13 protein-coding genes are annotated in these 14,203 nt (G+C 67.0%); 4 read left to right on the top strand and 9 right to left on the bottom strand.

What is annotated here, in order from left to right; translation table 11 throughout:
* Positions 1 to 64: 64 nt before the first annotated feature.
* The 5 genes from WT24_RS20070 to cydP form a co-directional block, all read right to left on the bottom strand.
* Positions 65 to 2,542 carry a family 20 glycosylhydrolase gene (locus tag WT24_RS20070; RefSeq protein WP_060035689.1) on the bottom strand — a complete coding sequence of 826 codons (2,478 nt, stop codon included), beginning with the start codon at positions 2,540 to 2,542 and terminating at the stop codon, positions 65 to 67.
* 579 nt (positions 2,543 to 3,121) lie between these two features.
* Positions 3,122 to 3,244, bottom strand: coding sequence for a cytochrome bd-I oxidase subunit CydX (gene cydX / locus WT24_RS20065; protein WP_060035688.1), 123 nt, complete (start codon positions 3,242 to 3,244; stop codon positions 3,122 to 3,124).
* A gap of 59 nt (positions 3,245 to 3,303) precedes the next feature.
* Positions 3,304 to 4,440 carry a cytochrome d ubiquinol oxidase subunit II gene (gene cydB, locus WT24_RS20060; protein ID WP_059506619.1) on the bottom strand — a complete coding sequence of 379 codons (1,137 nt, stop codon included), beginning with the start codon at positions 4,438 to 4,440 and terminating at the stop codon, positions 3,304 to 3,306.
* Between the two features lie 31 nt (positions 4,441 to 4,471).
* Positions 4,472 to 6,052, bottom strand: coding sequence for a cytochrome ubiquinol oxidase subunit I (locus WT24_RS20055; protein WP_060035687.1), 1,581 nt, complete (start codon positions 6,050 to 6,052; stop codon positions 4,472 to 4,474).
* Complete coding sequence (cydP, locus tag WT24_RS20050; protein ID WP_059781456.1) at positions 6,042 to 6,317, bottom strand: cytochrome oxidase putative small subunit CydP; 276 nt, start codon at positions 6,315 to 6,317, stop codon at positions 6,042 to 6,044. Before cydP ends, WT24_RS20055 begins: the two co-directional genes overlap by 11 nt.
* Positions 6,318 to 6,489: 172 nt before the next feature.
* Between cydP and WT24_RS34515 the strand changes: the two genes are divergently transcribed.
* Positions 6,490 to 6,669, top strand: coding sequence for a hypothetical protein (locus WT24_RS34515; protein ID WP_156441849.1), 180 nt, complete (start codon positions 6,490 to 6,492; stop codon positions 6,667 to 6,669).
* Positions 6,670 to 6,681: 12 nt separating this feature from the next.
* On the opposite strand, the gene rpoH is transcribed toward WT24_RS34515, so the two are convergent.
* Complete coding sequence (gene rpoH / locus WT24_RS20045; RefSeq protein WP_059506625.1) at positions 6,682 to 7,617, bottom strand: RNA polymerase sigma factor RpoH; 936 nt, start codon at positions 7,615 to 7,617, stop codon at positions 6,682 to 6,684.
* A 359-nt stretch (positions 7,618 to 7,976) separates the two neighbouring features.
* Here rpoH and pagL point away from each other — a divergent pair, with 359 nt between their 5' ends.
* Entirely contained in the window at positions 7,977 to 8,546 is a 570-nt protein-coding gene (pagL, locus tag WT24_RS20040) for a lipid A 3-O-deacylase PagL (protein ID WP_034208431.1), read from the top strand.
* 45 nt (positions 8,547 to 8,591) lie between these two features.
* A complete protein-coding gene (locus WT24_RS20035; protein ID WP_059506627.1) occupies positions 8,592 to 8,975 on the top strand; it encodes a nuclear transport factor 2 family protein in 384 nt (127 codons plus the stop codon).
* A gap of 142 nt (positions 8,976 to 9,117) precedes the next feature.
* On the opposite strand, the gene leuA is transcribed toward WT24_RS20035, so the two are convergent.
* On the bottom strand, positions 9,118 to 10,764 hold the full coding sequence (gene leuA, locus WT24_RS20030) for a 2-isopropylmalate synthase (protein WP_060035686.1): 1,647 nt from the start codon (positions 10,762 to 10,764) through the stop codon (positions 9,118 to 9,120).
* Positions 10,765 to 11,140: 376 nt separating this feature from the next.
* On the bottom strand, positions 11,141 to 12,115 hold the full coding sequence (gene ybiB, locus WT24_RS20025) for a DNA-binding protein YbiB (RefSeq protein WP_059506631.1): 975 nt from the start codon (positions 12,113 to 12,115) through the stop codon (positions 11,141 to 11,143).
* A 179-nt stretch (positions 12,116 to 12,294) separates the two neighbouring features.
* On the opposite strand from ybiB, the gene maiA reads away from it, so the two are divergent.
* Positions 12,295 to 12,939: a maleylacetoacetate isomerase gene (gene maiA, locus WT24_RS20020; protein ID WP_060035685.1), complete on the top strand. Its 645-nt coding sequence runs from the start codon at positions 12,295 to 12,297 to the stop codon at positions 12,937 to 12,939.
* Between the two features lie 91 nt (positions 12,940 to 13,030).
* Here maiA and ftsY read toward each other — a convergent pair whose 3' ends face one another.
* Entirely contained in the window at positions 13,031 to 14,185 is a 1,155-nt protein-coding gene (ftsY, locus tag WT24_RS20015; RefSeq protein WP_059795510.1) for a signal recognition particle-docking protein FtsY, read from the bottom strand.
* Positions 14,186 to 14,203: the final 18 nt, after the last annotated feature.

The raw sequence follows: 14,203 nt of genomic DNA, 5'->3' as shown, positions 1-14,203 counted from the left end.
TTTTGGGGCGGGCGATGCGCGATGCGTTTGCCCGCATCGCGCATCGCCGGATGCCTTCAGCCGTTCACGGATTCGTCAGCGTGAAGGTCGGCTTCCGGTAGCCGACGCCGGCGCGGTCGAGCTTCGGCAATTCGCGTTGCGTGAGCAGCGTCGCGAAGCCGGCCCAGTCGCGCTGCAGCGCGGCGATGTCGACGTGGTGCGTGTCACCGCGCTTGAAGCGCACGCCGGCCACATACGGCAGCTCCCAGTCGGCCCGGTGCCACGCGCGCTCCGCGAGCGCGAGCAGCCGCGGATAGGCCATGTATTCGAGGAAGGTATCGTTGCGCATCACTTCGCCCCACGCCTGGCCCTGCATGCCTTCGATGCGCGGCGCGGCCCCCGTGCCCGTCACCTCGAACGGGTTGCCGTCACGGTCGCCCATCACTTCGGCGTTCTGCGGCAGGTTCTCCGGCGCGAACGAGAATACCTTGTACTCGTCGGTTGCGTGCGAGCCCCAGTAGTAGCCGCGCTCGCGCGGATTGAGCGTGTACGGGAAGTCGAAGTACAGATAGTCGGGCAGCGCGAGCACCGTCAGGTAGCCCTTGCCGCTCAGGTCGCGCGCGCTGTCCGACGCACCCCAGAAGATCGTGTCCCACAGCGACACCATCACGTGGCGCGTGCTGAAATCCTGCGGCCCGTTCGCATGCTTGATGCCGTCCTGCCACGCGGCCATCGTGCCGATCCCGTTCGCGTTGACCGCCGCGCTCACCTGTTTCGCGAAACGCGTCGGCAGCTCGTCGATCGACTTGATCTCGCCGCGCTGGAGCAGCGCCGTGCACGCGGGCGACCGCGCCCACGGCTTGTCCTGCGCGGCCAGGTCGATGCGCCCCTTGTTCGGATCGGTGCCGTTCAGCGGCTGGAAGCCGCCGCCGAGGAAGATGTTCTTCGCTTCGTCGCCGCCGTAGTGCCAGGTCTGCAGCGGCGCCTGCGCGTCCGTGTGCATCGCCGCGATCTCGCGGATCACCTTCGACGCGAAGTTGAGCGCGCCCGGCACGCACGGGTTCAGGTCGCTGCGCCGGTCGTAGAACTGCACCGTCGTCAGGTTCGTCGTGTCCTGCGGGTCGAGCAGCCGATACGCGTTCGCCTCCTGCTCGCGGCCGGCCGCATGCAGCCGCCGGTAGCGCGCCTCCATCGTCACGACGGCCGCCCGTGCATGCGCGGGCATGTCGATCTCGGGGATGATCTGCACGAAGCGCGCGGCCGCGTAGCGCACGAGCGCCACGTAGTCGTCGCGCGTCAGGTAGCCGCCGCCGGAGCGGTTGTCGGGGCCGGAGCCGAGCTGCGGCAGCAGGCAGCGCGTCTCGCTCGGGTCGTGGCAGCGGCGTGCACCGATCTCGGTCAGCTCGGGCAGGCCGGGAATCTCGATGCGCCAGCCTTCGTCGTCGGACAGATGCAGGTGCAGGCGGTTGAGCTTGTACGCGCTCATCTGGTCGATCAGGCGGCGCAGCGTCGCCGGATGCTTGAAATTGCGCGCGAGATCGACGTGCATGCCGCGATGCGTGAAGCGCGGCGCGTCCTCGACGAGCATCGCCGGGATCGGGCCGCCGCCGGCCGGCGCGAGCGAGAAGAGCGTCTGCACGCCGTAGTAGAGGCCCGCGCGATCGTAGCCTTCGATCAGCACGCCGCGCGGCCCGATCGCGAGCCGGTAGCCGCCCGGTGTCGCGAGGTCGGCCGGCAGCCGGCGCGGCGCGAGTGCGCCGCGAACCGGCACGCGCGCGCCGTCGAGCCCGAGGGTCGTCGCGCGCTCGCGCAGCGCCGCGACCTGGGCGTCCGGCAGGTCCGGCAGCGAGAGTTCGACGCCGCGCAGATCGAGCGTGCCGGGCAGCGGCTGTTCGCGCTTCACGCTCGGCAGCGCGCGGCCCGGATCGGGGCGGGCGGCCACCGGCGGCGCGTTGCCGGTCGAGTTGTTCTGCGCGTCGGCCGGCAGCGATTCGACGTAGCGCAGTTCGTTGTCGGTGTCGTCGTAGCGCAGCACGGCCGGCGGCGCGCCGTCGACGACGACATACGGGCGCGGAATCACGTCGCTGTAACGCAGCAGCCAGTATTCGGCGACGAACGGCAGCTCGATGCGCTCGCCGGGCGCGAGCCGCACCGAGCCCGGCTGCGGCGTCAGTTCGTACAGGTCGCCGGTGAGCCGCCGCAGCGCGAAGCCCGGACGATCGATCCGCAGCAGGCGGCGGATGCTGTGCAGGTAGAGCTTCCAGCCGCCGTCGGCGATCGCCCGGTGGCCGCGGTTCTGCAGGATCAGGCGGCCCGTCGCGCAGGCGGCGCCGTCGGCGCCGAGATCGGCGCACGGCACGCCGGCCGCGGCCGCGTGGTTGTTGTCGACGGCCACGCGCAACGCGAGGCCGTCCGACAGCAGCGCCGCGAGACCGGCCGCCTGGGCGGCGCCGGCGCTCGCGCCGGCGGCGGCCGACGCCGGCGTCGACGCCGCCGAGATCGCGGCCGGCGACAGCACCGCGATCAGCAGACCGGCAATGAGGGAGGGCAAGGTAGGTTTCATTCGAACTCCTGAGAAAAAGGGGGCGTAGCGGCGTCGTGACGCGACGTCGCTGCGAGCGGGTCTTTCAGTGGAGCTGCGGGCGATACCAGCACGCGGGGCGATGCGGGTGCCCCGCGCGCATTCGGCACGCGGAAGCGTGCGTTACGGAACGGGTGGCGGGCATGCGTGCCGGTCGGACCGGCGCGGCGGCGGGCGCGGATTCATCGGCGGCAGTTGGCAATCGCCACGCCGGCGGGGCGGCGGCAGCCGGCGGCATTCGTCCGGCCGCGCACGGTCGCGACGACGGCGCGCGCTCTCGCACACGGACGTCGACACGGCGCGCAGGCGCACGCCATATATGGAATTCGCATGTCTCCCCCACCCGGAAGGAATCGGCCTGTTAGCGGCCGTGTCCAACGATCTTATGAAACCTTTTATTGGTATTCAAGTGGTATCAATCTGGCGCTAAATTGGCATCGACGTACGGCACCTGCCCGCGCGGCCGGGACGAAAAAAAACCTCGCGCGAAGCGAGGTTCTTTCCTTTCCTGACGGCGGCGGCGCGCGCGCTCGGCCGCGCGCGTATCGCGCGTCGATGCCGTCAGTCGCGGCGCGCGCGCATCGGCGCTTCCTGCGGCTTCTGCCGCGCTTCGAGCCACATCGCGTTGACGATGCCGAACGACAGCGCGACGCCGATACCGAGAATCCAGCTGAAATACCACATGATTCGACTCCTTGCGAAACGGTGGACGAGGGCGCGTGCGCCCCGCCCGGTTCAATGCATCAGTACATCGAGTGCTTGTTCTCTTCGAGCGTCTGGTGCGTGACCTTGCCGCGCATCACGCGATACACCCAGCTCGTGTAGAGCAGGATGATCGGCAGGAACACGATCACCGCGAACAGCATCACCTGCAGCGTCATGTGGCTCGACGTCGAATCCCACACGGTCAGGCTGCTGCGCGGGTCGAGCGACGACGGCATGATGAACGGGAACATCGAGAAGCCCGCGGTCAGGATCACGCCGACGATCATCAGGCCCGTGCAGAAGAACGCCGTCTTTTCTTGCTTCGAGCCGGCGAGCAGCAGCGCGAGCACGCCGCCGGCGATGCCGACGACGGGCGCCGCGATCATCCACGGATATTCGCCGTAGTTCGCGAGCCAGAGGCCCGAACCGGCGGCGACGTCCTTGAGCAGCGGGTTCGCGACGGTGTCGGTCGGCGCGGCGTGGGTGATGTGGAAGCCGCCGATGTAAGACGCCACCAGCACGCCGGCCAGCACGAACAGCACGACCGCGAGGAACGACGCGACGCGCAGCGCGATCGACGCGCGGCGCGCGATCGCGCCGTCGGTCTTCATCTTGATGAACGCGGCGCCGTGCGCGACGAGCATCGTGAGGCTGACGAGCCCGCACAGCAGCGCGAACGGGTTCAGCAGCGCCCAGAAGCCGCCGTAGTAGGTCACGCGCAGGTCGCTGTCGAACTTGAACGGCACGCCCTGCAGCAGGTTGCCGAACGCGACGCCGAACACCAGCGCCGGCACGAAGCCGCCGACGAACAGGCCCCAGTCCCAGCCCGCGCGCCAACGCGGGTCGGGCCGCTTGCTGCGGTAGTCGAAGCCCACCGGCCGGAAGAACAGCGCGAACAGCACCAGCAGCATCGCGAAGTAGAAGCCGGAGAACGACGCCGCGTAGACGAGCGGCCACGCGGCGAACATCGCGCCGCCGGCCGTGATCAGCCACACCTGGTTGCCCTCCCACGTCGCGCCGACGGTGTTGATGATGATGCGGCGCTCCTCGTCGGTCTTGCCGAGGAACGGCAGCAGCGCGGTCGCGCCCATGTCGAAGCCGTCGGTGACGGCAAAGCCGATCAGCAGCACGCCGACGAGCAGCCACCAGATCAGCTTGAGAGTTGCATAGTCCATAGCGATTCCTTGTTCGGTTGCGAGGGCGTGCTCAGACTGCGGCCCGCTCGCCGGCTGCGGCGAGTTCGTGGTGATAGCGGCCGGTATGCAGCGACGACGGGCCGAGGCGCGCGTACTTGAACATCAGCTTGATCTCGATGACGAACAGCGTGGTGTAGAACGCGATGAAACCGGCGAGGCTCAGGTACAGGTCGCTCGGCTGCAGGCTCGACGCGGACAGGTGCGTCGGCAGGATGCCGGCGATGGTCCACGGCTGGCGGCCGAGTTCGGCGACGACCCAGCCGAATTCCGCGGCGAGCCACGGCAGCGGGATCGCCCACACCGCGTAGCGGAGGAACCAGCGGCGGTTGTCCTGCAGCAGTTCGCGGCGCGCGCAGAACCAGAACGCAGCGGCGAAGGTCGCGAGGAACAGGAAGCCGAGGAACACCATGATCCGGAACGAGAAGAACACGGGCGCGACCGGCGGGATCGTCTTCTGCGCGGCGGCCTTGATCTGCTCGGGCGTCGCGTCGACCACGTTCGGCGTGAACTGCTTGAGCATCAACCCGTAGCCGAGATACTGCTTGTGCTGGTCGAACAGTGCGCGGGTCGCGTCGCTCGTGTCGCCTTCCTTGATCTTCTGCAGCGCGCCATACGCGACCATCCCGCTCTGGATGTGCTCCTCGCTGTGCTTCGCGAGCTCGCGCAGGCCGATCACCGGCTCGTCGATCGAGCGCGTCGCGATCAGGCCGAGCGCATACGGGATCTTGATCGCGTAGTCGGTGCGCTGTTCCTCCTGGTTCGGAATGCCGATCAGCGTGAACGAGGCGGGCGCCGGCTGCGTTTCCCATTCGGATTCGATCGCGGCGAGCTTCATCTTCTGCACTTCGCCGGTCGTATAGCCCGATTCGTCGCCGAGCACGATCACGCACAGCGTCGCCGCGAGGCCGAAGCCGGCCGCGACCGCGAACGAGCGCAGCGCGAAGTCGACGTCGCGCTTCTTCAGCAGGTACCACGACGACACGCCGAGCACGAACATCGCGGCCGTCACGTAGCCGGCCGACACCGTATGCACGAACTTCACCTGCGCGACCGGGTTGAACAGCACGTCGAACAGGCTCGTCAGCTCCATGCGCATCGTCTGGTAGTTGAACTCGGCGCCGACCGGGTTGTTCATCCAGCCGTTCGCGACGAGGATCCACAGAGCCGACAGGTTCGAGCCCAGCGCGACGAGGAACGTGACGATCAGGTGCTTGACCTTCGACAGGCGGTTCCAGCCGAAGAAGAACAGGCCGACGAACGTCGATTCGAGGAAGAACGCCATCAGGCCTTCGACTGCGAGCGGCACGCCGAAGATGTCGCCGACGTAGTGCGAGTAGTACGACCAGTTCGTGCCGAACTGGAATTCGAGCGTGATGCCGGTCGTCACACCCATCGCGAAGTTGATCCCGAACAGCTTGCCCCAGAACTGGGTCATGTCCTTGTAGACCTGTTTGCCGGTCATCACGTAGACCGCTTCCATGATGACGAGCAGCCAGGACAGGCCGAGCGTCAGCGGCACGAACAGGAAGTGGTAGAGCGCCGTGATGCCGAACTGCAGACGCGACAGATCGACGACTTCGCTACTTATCATGGTGGTCTCCCTCGGTAGATGCAGGCGCCGGCACCGAGAGCAGCTTCTCGGCCACGGCGGCAGGCGGCAACGACATGTGCTCGGCCTGCGGATGATTGAAGAATGCGTATTTGAGCGACATCAGGAGGATCAGCTTGACGATCAGCACCAGGGTGATGTCGCGGGCGAGGGTCGGCCCGCGTGCCCACGCGGCGATGCGCGCGCGCCAGCCGATCGTGCCGGCCGGCCGCGAAGGCGATGCAGGCTCTTTATTGATCGAGATCAAGGCGATTATCCTGAATCGATTTAGGTCGGATTGGGGGCGACTTTACGTCGGATTTATGACGGCCGTGAAGCTGTTTTAATCCTTTTGCGCCTGACATGCCAATTTTAAAAGGACGGCTTTCCGATGCCGAGTGCTGCGCTGCGGCAGACCGTCGCGAAACATGGGGTAAAAATTGAGGCAGATCAAGGTTATGCGGAAGGGCGCCGCAAATGACGTAATACCCGATGAATCAGGTCAATTAATCGGCGAAGAAGCGAGCGCGAAAGGCGCTGAAAAGCGGATGAAAAGCAGTGGAAAACGGATGAAAAAAACCGCTGCCGGTCGGGCAGCGGTTTTTGATGAAGCGCTCTGAATCGTCGGGGATTTACGCGTATTCGGCGAGGGCGGTGCGCATTTTTTTCATCGCGCTCGCTTCGATCTGGCGGATACGTTCCGCCGACACGCCGAACTCCGCGGCGAGATCGTGCAGCGTCGAGCCGCCCGAGCCGTCGTCGTCGACGTGCAGCCAGCGCGCCTCGATGATGCGGCGGCTGCGCGCGTCGAGCGCGTCGAGCGCCTGCGCGATGCCGTCCGTCTGCAGCATGTCGCGCTGGCGCGCGGCGAGCACGGCGGTGGGCTCGTTGTGCGAGTCGGCCAGGTAGGCGATCGGCGCGTACGATTCCTCGCCGTCTTCCACCTGCCCTTCGAGCGCGATGTCGCCGCCCGACAGGCGCGTTTCCATCTCGGTCACTTCCTCGCGCTTGACGTTGAGCTCCTGCGCGAGGCCGTCGATTTCCTCGGGCGTCATCGCCTGCATGCTCTTCTTGTGGCTGCGCAGGTTGAAGAACAGCTTGCGCTGCGCCTTCGTCGTCGCGACCTTCACCATGCGCCAGTTGCGCAGGATGTACTCGTGGATCTCGGCCTTGATCCAGTGAATCGCATACGACACCAGGCGCACGTTTTGCGCCGGGTCGAACCGCTTCACGGCTTTCATCAGGCCGATGTTGCCTTCCTGGATCAGGTCGCCGTGCGGCAGGCCGTAGCCGAGATAGTTGCGCGCGATCGACACGACGAGACGCAGGTGCGACAGCACGAGGCGGCGCGCCGCGTCGAGGTTGTTGTCTTCGCGGAATTCGGTTGCGTACCGGCGTTCCTCCTCGGCGGTCAGCAGCGGAATGCGGTTGACGGCCTGGATGTACGCGTCGATGTTGCCGAGCTGGCCGGGCAACATCGAGTGGGCTGCGAGCGCCAGCGAGCCTGCCGATTCGGCCTTGGCCGGCGTCGGGCTCAGGGTGTTCGGGAGGGTCAGGGCGTTGCTCACTAAAAACTCCTTTGGAATCAGGGACAAACCCCGGTCTCGGATGAGATTCCGGAAGTCATCTTAGCACTCCCGCAAGGTGAGTGCTAATTCCTTAGAGCAGGCGGGGGCATCCGAGTTCCCCATTTTTCTATCGAATCGGTCGAGTCGATAGTCTATCTTCCGACAAGGGGCGTGGCACGAAGTTCCGTAAGCCATTGTTTTCGATGGGAATCGGTAGACGATTTCGATTTTTGTCTTTTTGGAAGCAAGCTATTTCGCTTCGTGATGCCGATCCGAAAAGTCCTTTACCATACCATTCAGTTCGCTCGGGCCCGGCCGTTGCGGCAGGCTCCATTCAACCCACAAAGTTGGAGTGTCAGATGAACAATAAGAAGAATCGCCGGCCCCGCAGCCGGCTGGTGCTGCATGCGATGCTGGCAGCATCTCTTCTGGGTGGATCGGGTGCGGCTTTCGCGGATCGATGGGGGATCCAGGCGGGCGGCGGGTTTTCGGATCGTCGCGGGATCGACAAGGCCGATATCGGCGTGGTGTGGGATCCGGGCTGGAACTGGTGGGAAATCGGAGGGTGGCACTTCGCGTTCGTCGTCGAAGGGCACGCCGGCTACTGGCACACGGGCGGCAACGTCCATGGCAGCATCGGCGAGTTCGGCGTCACGCCGATGTTCCGTTTCATCAAGAGTAGCGGGGAGATTCGCCCGTTCATCGAGGCGGGCGGCGGCGTCCGGCTTCTGACGCACCCGACGATCTCGAACAATTTCTCGCTGTCGACCGCGTTCCAGTTCGCGCCGACCGGCGGCGTGGGCGTGCAGTTCGGGCAACGGCAACAATATCAGGTCGGCTACCGTTTCGAACATGTGTCTAACGCGGGTATCAAAGAGCCGAATCCTGGTATAAATTTCCACCAGTTCTACTTGCAGTACAACTTCTGATCCGTACGCCCGTGCAAGGCGGGCGCGTTGCCGAGGAGTCAGGCGATGGCGAAGGTGGTCGATGCGATCCGCGCGCTCGAGCGCGACCGGTTCCGGGCGATGGTGGACGGCGACGGCGAGGCGCTCGACGCGCTGTTGTCGGACAAGGTGTTTTTCGTCCACACCAACGGCAAACGCGAAACCAAGCAGCAGTTCATCGACGCCATCGTCGCCGGCCGCCGCCGCTATCGCCAGATCGAAATCCAGTCGCAGGACGTGCTGCCGGTCGGCGACGAGACCTGCGTCGTCACCGGGCGCGCGTTGATCGAGATGGAAACGAACAACGGCGGCCTCGTCTTCCCGATTGCCTATACGTCCGTCCACACGCACGCCCAGGGCCGCTGGTCCCTGTTCGCGTGGCAGGCGACGCGGTGCGCGACCGAGACGTGAGCGCGGGTGGCGCTCCTTTTCATGCCTCGACCGAAGCGGCCTTGTGAGCCGCTTTTTGCTGCCTCGTGCGGCGCGGATCGCGCGGCGCACGGGCGGTCACGCACCGCTCGCTGACGTTTCAACCCTGCATCGAAGCCCGCGCTCAGGCCGCCGCGCGGCGGTCCGCGCAGTGCCACGCCGAGCGGTTGATCGCGCTGACGACCGCATCGAGCGCTGCGCTCGCCGCATCGGCGTGCATGCCGACACCGTGCCGCAGCGGCGCCTCGCCGACCCGACAGCCGACCGATACCGCGATCCGGCCGTCCGCGGCGCGCGTGTATTCGCACGATGCGACGTCGATCGCGACGCCGGCGGCCGCCGCAAATGCCGCGGCGAAATGCCGCACGGCGTCGTCGGGCGTCGCCTCGGCGGCAGGCGCCGCTGCGATCTCGCGGTTCTGCCAGCGCGCGTCGTTGCCGTGGCGCGCGGCCGGGCCGTCGGTCTCGAAGAATTCGCGTGCGAACAGCGCGCAGATCGCGTCGCCCGTCACTTCCTCGCCCGACGCATCGGCGAGCGTCTGCACCGCATGGCTGAACTCGATCTGGACGCGGCGGGTCGGCGTGAAGCCCATCCCGCGTTCGAGCAGGAACGTCGCGCCGCCCTTGCCGGACTGGCTGTTCACGCGGATCACCGCGTCATAGCTGCGGCCGAGATCGGCCGGGTCGATCGGCAGGTACGGCACCTCCCACATCGCGTCGGGGCGCTGCTGCGCGAAGCCCTTGCGGATCGCGTCCTGGTGCGAGCCCGAGAACGCGGTGAACACGAGGTCGCCCGCGTACGGATGGCGCGGATGCACGGGGATCTGGTTGCAGCGCTCGACGACGCGGCGCACGGCGTCGATGTCGGAGAAGTCGAGGCCCGGGTCGATACCTTGCGTGTAGAGGTTCAACGCGAGCGTGACGAGATCGACGTTGCCGGTGCGCTCGCCGTTGCCGAACAGGCAGCCTTCGATGCGGTCGGCGCCCGCGAGCAGCGCGAGTTCGGCCGCCGCGACCGCGGTGCCGCGATCGTTGTGCGGATGCACGGACAGCACGATGCTGTCGCGATACGCGAGGTTGCGGTCCATCCATTCGATCTGGTCGGCGAATACGTTCGGGCTCGCGGCCTCGACGGTGGCCGGCAGGTTGACGATCATCTTGTGGTCGCGGGTCGGGCGCCACGTCTGCGCGACCGCGTCGCAGATCTCGCGCGCGAACGTCAGCTCGGTCATGCTGAAGGTTTCCGGCGAGTACTGGAAAGTCCACTGCGTATCGGGGCGCGCGGCCGCGTGTTCCTTGATGATGCGCGTGCCGTCGATCGCGAGCGCCTTCACGTCGTTCTTCGACATCCCGAACACGATGCGGCGGAACGACGGGCAGACGGCGTTGTACAGGTGCACGATCGCGCGCGGCACGCCTTCGAGCGCCTCGAACGTGCGCGCGATCAGGTCCTCGCGCGACTGCACGAGTACTTCGATGGTCACGTCGTCGGGAATCCGCTCGTCGTCGATCAGCTTGCGGACGAAATCGAAGTCGGTTTGCGACGCCGACGGAAAACCGACTTCGATCTCCTTGAACCCGATGGCGACCAGCATTTCGAAGAACTCGAGCTTCTGCTCGATGCTCATCGGCTCGATCAGCGACTGGTTGCCGTCGCGCAGGTCGGTGCTCATCCATACGGGCGCGCGCTCGATGGTGCGGGCGGGCCAGCGGCGGCCATTGAGGCGGACGGGCTCGAACGGACGGTACTTGTCTTGCGGGTTGCGCATCATCTTCTGGACCTCGGGTCTCAAGTCGCGAGCGAAGACGGGCGGCAGGGCGGCGGTAGGCGCTGCCTCGCATCCGGCGCGCGATGGCGCCGCGGATGCGGATGATCTTCGCGAATCGGCCGACGGATGGACGGACGAATGCTGACGACTTCGGGTTGTAAAAATTACGAGAGGGGTACTGCGAGGAACTGCTGGGAGGACCGTGCGGACGGCACACGGCGCTACGACAGCCTTAGGCTAGTCGTAGCGATAGCGGCCGCGCTAGGCGGCCGGAGGTAATTCGGAGGGTGTTCGGAAAGGAACGCATGACGGCCACTCTATGCCAGGATGCGCTCGCGTGTCAAATGTCGGGATAAAGGGGCGGGTCGCCGCGGCGCCCTCAGCGCGCGACGCGGGCGATCCGGACGATCGTCGCGACCTGTCGCGCCACCGTGTCGGGCACCGGCACCTCGCCGCGCAGCACGGCGTCCGTCCACGCGGCCGTGGTCGCCGCATCGCGCGATTCGGGTAGGGCGACGGGCGGTGCATCGCTCGACGAACGCTCGGCGTCGATCAGCGTGTCGCACACGCCGTCGTGCAGCCAGTCGACCTGCACCTGGCGGCGCGTGTCGGCCACCGCTTCGCCTTCGGTGCCGCGCGCGAGCAGCGCGCCGCCCAGCGCGGCGTCCGGATGGTCGCGGAACAACTGCGCGAGGCTGTCGCGGTACGGCGGATGCGTGTAGTTGACGAGCCGCAGCCCGGCCGGCGCGAACGGCTGCAGGATCTTCACGAGCGTATGCGTCGAATTGCGCACGCCGAGCACGCGGCGCATCGACAGCAGGTGCGCGATGCGCGGCGCCAGCACGTCGATCGGGGCGAACGCGACCCGGCGTTCGGCGAGCGTGTCCTCGATCGCATCGTGCGACGTCGACGGCGCGAGCGACAGTGCCGAGAAAATCTCGGCGCTCGTCACGCGACCCGGATCGCATTCCACTCCATGCACCAGCACCGGCACGCCTTCGCGCGCGAGCAGCAGCGCGAGCAGCGGTACGAGGTTCGGCTGCTTGCGCGCGCCGTTGTAGCTCGGGATCGACACCGGCCGGAACGCGGCGTCCTGCACGTGCACGGGCTCGAACGATGCCTGCGCGGCGGCGAGCATCGCGGCCAGTTCGTCGGCGGATTCGCCCTTCAGCCGATAGGCGATCAGGATCGCGCCGAGTTCGACATCCGACACGCGCGCATCGAGCATCGCGCGATAGAGCTCGAACGTGTCCTCGGCGGACAGGGCGCGTGCGCCGTGCGGGCCGCGGCCGATTTCCTTGATGAAGCGGGCGCAAGGGAACGGCGCGGCGGCGGGATCGTGGGGAGCGGTCATCGGGGCGTGGGGCGGGCGGCCGGCATCGGGCCGCGCGGCAAGCGATCAGGAATGCCCCGAGTATCGCACGGGCGCGGCCGCGCATCGCGCCGCGCTACACTCTGGTTCCCGGCGACGCGCGCATCGGCTGCGCCGCGCCCGTGCCGTTGCCGGCCGAATACGACTACGAGAGACATCCCATGAAGCTCTACAGCTATTTCCGCAGTTCCGCGTCGTACCGCGTGCGGATTGCCCTGAACCTCAAGCAGTTGCCGTTCGACTACGCACCCGTGCACATGCTGCGCGACGGCGGCGAGCAACTGAAGGACGCGTACCGCGCGCTGAATCCGGATGCGGTCGTGCCGACGCTGATCGATGGCGACGCGACGCTGCAGCAGTCGCTCGCGATCATCGAATATCTCGACGAAACCCATCCCGATCCCGCGCTGCTGCCGAAGCAGCCGGTCGATCGCGCGTACGTGCGCGCGGTGGCGCTGCAGATCGCATGCGAAATCCACCCGCTCAACAATCTGCGCGTGCTCAAGTACCTGAAGCACACGCTGAAGGTGCCCGAGGACGCCAAGAACGCGTGGTACCGGCACTGGATCGAGGCCGGCTTCGAAACGCTCGAGACGCGTCTCGCGAACGATCCGCGCACCGGCACGCTGTGCTTCGGCGACACGCCGACGCTCGCCGACATATGCCTCGTGCCGCAGGTGTTCAACGCGAACCGCTTCTCGATCGACACGACGCGTTTCCCGACGATCCAGCGGATCGTCGATCATGCGGCGACGATCGATGCGTTCAAGGCCGCCGAGCCCGGCGTGCAACCCGACGCGGAATGAGCGCGGCGCCCGTGGCGGGCAACGACCGGGCGCGCATGAAAAAGGGCGCCCGAAGGCGCCCTGTGCGAGGTGCGACGCGAGCCGGCGGCGTTCAGCCGAGCAGCGCGTCCGCGAATTCCGCCGCGCTGAACGGCTGCAGGTCCTCGACCTTCTCGCCGACGCCGATGAAGTAGACGGGCACCGGGCGTTGCCGCGCGATCGCCGCGAGAATCCCGCCCTTCGCGGTGCCGTCGAGCTTCGTGACGATCAGGCCGGTGAGGCCCAGCGCGTCGTCGAATGCCTTCACCTGCGTGAGCGCGTTCTGGCCGGTGTTCGCGTCGATCACCAGCAGCACTTCGTGCGGCGCGCCATCGTGCGCCTTCGCGATCACGCGCTTCACCTTCTTCAGCTCTTCCATCAGATGGAGCTGCGTCGGCAGGCGGCCGGCCGTGTCGGCCATCATCACGTCGATCTTGCGCGCGCGCGCGGCGCTGACCGCGTCGAAGATCACCGCGGCCGGATCGCCGCTTTCCTGCTGCACGACCGTCACGTTGTTGCGTTCGCCCCAGACCGCGAGCTGTTCGCGCGCGGCCGCGCGGAACGTGTCGCCGGCGGCCAGCAGCACCGACTGGTCGAAGCTCTGCAGATGCTTCGCGAGCTTGCCGATGCTGGTCGTCTTGCCCGCGCCGTTCACGCCGGCGATCATCATCACGAGCGGCTGCGCGCGGCCGAGCATCAGCGATTTCTCGAGCGGCGTCAGCAACTCGACGAGCAGGTCGCGCAGTGCATTCTTCACCTGCTGCGGATCGGTCAGCCGGCCCGCGCGCACCTTCTCGCGCAGCGCGCCGAGCAGGTATTCGGTCGCGTCGACGCCCGCGTCGGACATCAGCAGCGCGGTTTCGAGCTCCTCGTACAGATCCTCGTCGATCTTCGTGTTGACGAAGACGCCGGTGATGTTCGAGCCCGTCTTCGCGAGACCTGTTTTCAGGCGCGCGAGCCACGACTTCTTCGCGGACGCGTCCTGCTGCGGCGGCGGGACGATCTCGACCGTCTCGACGACTTCGTCGCGGCCGTCGTTGGTCGGCGTGACCGTCATCACGACGGCTGGCGCGGCCGGTTGCGCGGGCGCCTGCGGCACGTCGGCCGCGGGCGGCGTCGCGCGCGCGTCGGCGTCGGACGCTTCGTCCGCTTGCTGCGCGTCGGCCGATTGCGATTCCGCCGGATCGGGCTCCTGCGTTTTCTTGAATCGTTTGAAGAAACTGAACATGGTCTGGCGTCGGGAAGA

The organism is Burkholderia sp. MSMB1078WGS (genome assembly GCF_001528895.1).
Taxonomy (GTDB): Bacteria; Pseudomonadota; Gammaproteobacteria; order Burkholderiales; family Burkholderiaceae; genus Burkholderia.
This window is presented reverse-complemented; position numbering and strand designations above follow the sequence as displayed.